The sequence below is a fragment of the Kitasatospora sp. NPDC057198 genome, from assembly GCF_042670125.1.
In the GTDB taxonomy this organism is placed as follows: Bacteria; Actinomycetota; Actinomycetes; order Streptomycetales; family Streptomycetaceae; genus Kitasatospora.
Genome location: NZ_JBHUWH010000605.1, coordinates 1 through 4085, shown reverse-complemented (window position 1 = coordinate 4085; position 4085 = coordinate 1). Strand labels below are relative to the sequence as shown.

General features: G+C 74.9%; 4 protein-coding genes and 1 pseudogene. 2 read left to right on the top strand and 3 right to left on the bottom strand.

The features are described 5' to 3' along the window. The 3 genes and pseudogenes from ACFUEL_RS36405 to ACFUEL_RS36395 form a co-directional block, all read right to left on the bottom strand. Positions 1-113: pseudogene (locus tag ACFUEL_RS36405) on the bottom strand (RNA polymerase subunit sigma-24); the annotation flags it as partial. Between the two features lie 20 nt (positions 114-133). Next, entirely contained in the window at positions 134-541 is a 408-nt protein-coding gene (locus ACFUEL_RS36400; protein WP_380241976.1) for a YciI family protein, read from the bottom strand. 151 nt (positions 542-692) lie between these two features. Beyond that, a complete protein-coding gene (locus ACFUEL_RS36395) occupies positions 693-1682 on the bottom strand; it encodes a hypothetical protein (protein ID WP_380241975.1) in 990 nt (329 codons plus the stop codon). Between the two features lie 597 nt (positions 1683-2279). On the opposite strand from ACFUEL_RS36395, the gene rsgA reads away from it, so the two are divergent. Together rsgA and ACFUEL_RS36385 are read left to right on the top strand one after the other, a co-directional pair. Continuing rightward, positions 2280-3377 carry a ribosome small subunit-dependent GTPase A gene (gene rsgA, locus ACFUEL_RS36390; protein ID WP_380241973.1) on the top strand — a complete coding sequence of 366 codons (1098 nt, stop codon included), beginning with the start codon at positions 2280-2282 and terminating at the stop codon, positions 3375-3377. A gap of 98 nt (positions 3378-3475) precedes the next feature. Then, the gene (locus ACFUEL_RS36385) at positions 3476-3985 is read left to right on the top strand and encodes a GNAT family N-acetyltransferase (RefSeq protein WP_380241978.1); all 510 of its coding nucleotides are present in this window, start codon (positions 3476-3478) and stop codon (positions 3983-3985) included. Positions 3986-4085: the final 100 nt, after the last annotated feature.

Here is a 4085-nt window from a genome sequence, read left to right as displayed (position 1 = left end):
GCCTCCAGCAGGGCCTCCTGGACGGCGTCCTCGGCCGCCGCGAAGTCGGCCCCGCGCCGGACCAGCACCGCCAGCACCTCGGGGGTGAGGACGCGCAGCAGCTTCTCGTCCACGGCCGACGACACCACCGCGCTCACTCCGTGACGGTCGGCGGCTCGGACATCACCGGGCGCAGCTCCAGCCACTCGCGGATCGGCACCCCGCCCGCGCCCGGCGCCGCCGACAGCTCGGCGGCCAGCTCCAGCGCCCGCTCCCGGTCGTCCACGTCGATGATCATCCAGCCGGCGATCAGGTCCTTGGTCTCCGCGAACGGCCCGTCGGTCACCGGCGGCTTCCCCTCCCCGCCGTACTGCACCCACGTCCCCTCGGGTGCGAGCCCCTGCGCGTCCACGAACTCGCCGGTCCCCTCCAGCTTCGCCGCGAAGTCCCGCATGTACTGGATGTGCGCGGTGACCTCCTCGGGCGTCCACCTGTCCATCGGCACGAACCCCTCGGGCTCCGGCGCGCCGCGGTAGTGCTTGAGCAGCAGGTACTTCGCCATGGTTCTCACTCCTCGGTCCTCGTGCGGCCCATTGTGGCCGCCTCCACCCCTGGGACGGAGCCGCCCGCGGGTTCTCGACACGGACGCGGGGAAAAACTTCCGGAGTTCTTCCGGGCCGCCGTCCGGGCCGCCGTCCGGGCCGTCGTCCGGGCTAGAACCACGGCTTGAGCATCGCGGAGACCTCCGGCCCGTTCAGCATCTGGTTCAGGGCCTCGGCCAGGCCGCCCGGCTCCCAGACGTGCCGGAACCACGGCAGGCCGTCCAGGACGCGGGTCAGGTCGTCGTCGACGGGAGTCTCGAGGAGGGTGCGCAGTCCGTCCGGGACGGGGCCGTCGTCCAGGCAGAGCCGGGCCATCGCGGCGGGCAGCCGGAGGTCCGCCGGGCGGGTCGGATCGGACCACAGGGTGTCGCACCAGGCGGCGGTGGTGTGCGGGTCGGGGTGGGAGCGGGCGAGTTCCGCGGCGGCCAGTACCAGGGACGCCCGGACGCCCGGCACCGGTTCGACGGCCGGCCGCTCCCGCAGCGCGGTGGCGATCGCGCCGGTGTCGCCCAGCGCGGTGGCCAGTACGTTGCAGGCACGCACGCGCAGTTCCGGATCCGGGTCGTCCAGCAGACCGAGCAGCAGGTCGGCGTCGGCGGTGACGGCCCGGCGCGCCGCCTCGACGGCCCAGTGCATCGCGTAGCCGTCGATGCCCCACGACGTGCCCTCCCGCGCGGTCTGCAGGAACTCCTCCCGGGTGCCCCACCCCCAGTGCTGCATCCGGGACACCTCGGTGACCAGCCCGAGAGCGTGCGCCCGCAGGGGATGCGCCCGGTCCGCCCCGAGGCGGATCAGGAACGGCACGCACAGCGGAGCGGCCGCGTGCACCGAACCCTGGTGCGAGAGCAGATTCGCCAGCTCGCCCAGCGCCCGGCGGACCGCCTCCGGGTCCGTCGACCGGGCCTGCGCCAGGTACCGCCCGGCCGACTCCTTCCCGCCGAACCGGAAGCGCTCCCACGGCACTTCGTCCAGCCGGAAGCCGTCCAGGACCTCCCGGCCCAGCCCCGCGACCACCGTCCGGACGTCCAAGCCGGTGCCCGCGTACACCTCGCCCCCACCCCTGAGCACCACCTGGTCGTCCCAGACCAACTGCTCGTCCACCGTGCACCCGCCCCTTCGCCGTGATTCCGGGTCCCAGAGCTACCACCCGGCACCGACACGGCCGGAAACCCCCGAAGAACTTCCGCCGTCCCGCCCCCCGAACGCCCCTCCCGGCCCCCGGCGGGCCCCGGCCGGCCGCGGAGCCGCCCCCCGGCCCGCCCGAGACCCCGCCGCACCCACGCTGACCCGGCCTTTCTTCCTCCACCTCCGTAGCACCCGAGCAGCCCGGAAAGGGGGCCGGACGGACCTGACCTGACGCACCGTCGAGGACGTCTTCGCACCCCTCGACGGGCTGTTCGGCACCGCACCCGAGGCGGAGGAAAACCTCCGGAGTTCTTCCGAACCGGTGCCGGACGGCGCCGGGAGCGGGGGGTGCTAACCTCTACGGTGCAGAGGCAACCAGGTCACTGCAGGACCAGAACCGGGAGGTGAGTCGATGTCTGCCGCAAAGGCCGCTGCCGCGTGCAGCGCCCGCCGGACCATCCTCACGTCCCGGGCCCCGGTCTGACCTGACGACGACGCCCCCGCAGGAGCTCCGACAGCTCGCGGGAGGCAGTGCACCGTGCCGATCGGGGCCCCTTCTCAAGGGTCTCTACGTTGTCTCAATCCTCTTGGCACCACACTCGGCCGTACTCCCTGGCGGACTACGGCTGGGACGAGGCGTGTGAGCACGCCTTCACCCCCCATCGCGCCGCCGGGCTGACCCCGGCCCGCATCGTGCGGGCCGAACGCGGCTCCTGCGAAGCGGTCACCGACGCCGGAACCGTCCGGGCGGAGGTGCCCGGCACCGCCGATCACGGCGATCCGTCGTCGGCACCGTGCACGGGAGACTGGGCGGCGCTGCGCGCCGGCGCCACCGGCCGCGCGCCGGTGGTCCACGCGGTGCTGGAACGCCGCACCGCCCTGGTGCGCTCGTCCTCTTCGCGCACCTCGTACGGCCAGGTCCTGGCCGCCAACGTCGACACCGTCGTGGTGGCGGTGTCGCTCGCGGCGCCGCTCAAGCACGGCCGGACCGAACGCATGCTCGCCCTGGCCTGGGAGAGCGGTGCCCGGCCGGTCGTGGTGCTCACCAAGGCCGACGCGTGCCCGGACCCGCTCTCCGCCGAGGCGCAGGTGTCCGGGGTGGCGGCAGGTGCGGACGTACTGGTCACCAGCGCCGCGACCGGACAGGGGCTGGACGCCCTGGCCGCCGTCCTGAACGGCACCGTCGTGCTGCTCGGCCCCTCCGGAGCGGGCAAGTCCACCCTGGGCAACCGGCTGCTCGGCGAGGAGCGGCTGGCCACCGGCGCCGTCCGCGAGGCGGACGGCAAGGGCCGGCACACCACCACCTGGCGGGAACTGCTCCCGCTGCCCGGCGGCGGAGTCCTGCTGGACACCCCCGGCCTGCGCGCGATCGGCCTCCACGACGCCCGGAGCGGACTGGAACAGACCTTCGCCGAGATCGAGGACCTCGCCCCGGCCTGCCGGTTCGCGGACTGCGCGCACGCGGGCGAACCCGGCTGCGCGGTGCTGGCCGCCGTCGAGGCGGGTGAGATCCCCCGCCGCCGCCTGGACAGCTACCACCGGCTGCTGCGGGAGGACGCCCACTCCGCCTCCCGCACCGACTCGCGGCTGCGCGCCGAGCGCGAGGCCACCAAGAAGGACATCACGCGCCACCTGCGCGCCACCTACCGGTTCCGGGAGCAGCGGCAGTGAACGACGACGCCCCGCGCGAACACGGCAGCGACCGCGACAGCGCCGTCCGCATCCTCCGCCCCCGCGACCACACCCCCGAGACCACCGAGGACGACACCATGACGACCTGGACCGCCCGACCCGAGACCACCGGGGACGCCCCCGCCATCCGCGAGATCCTCCTCGCGGCCTTCCCCACCGCCCTGGAGGCCGACATCGTCGACGCCCTGCGCGCCGACCCGGAGGCGTGGATCGACGGACTGTCCATCGTCGCCACGGCCCCCGACGGCACCGCGACCGGGTACGCGCTGCTCACCCGCTGCCACGTCGACGGCCTGCCCGCCCTCGCCCTGGCCCCCTGCGCGGTGCTGCCCGCGGCCCAGCGCACCGGCGCCGGCTCCGCCGCCGTCCGCGCCGCGCTCGACGCCGCCCGGGCCGCCGGCGAGAACCTCGTCCTCGTCCTGGGCCACCCCGGCTACTACCCGCGGTTCGGCTTCACGCCGGCCTCCCGCTCCGGCATCCGCGCGCCCTTCGAGGTGCCGGACGAGGCCATGATGGCCATGGCCCTCGACAGCACCCGGGCGGTCCCCGCCGGAACCATCCGGTACCCCGCCGCGTTCGGCGTCTGACCCCTGCTGTGGTGGGCCCCGGGGCGGGGCCCCCGGGCCCCCCCCGCCCCCCCCCCCCCGGCACCGCCCGGGGCGGGGGGGTTTAAAAAAAATACGCCGG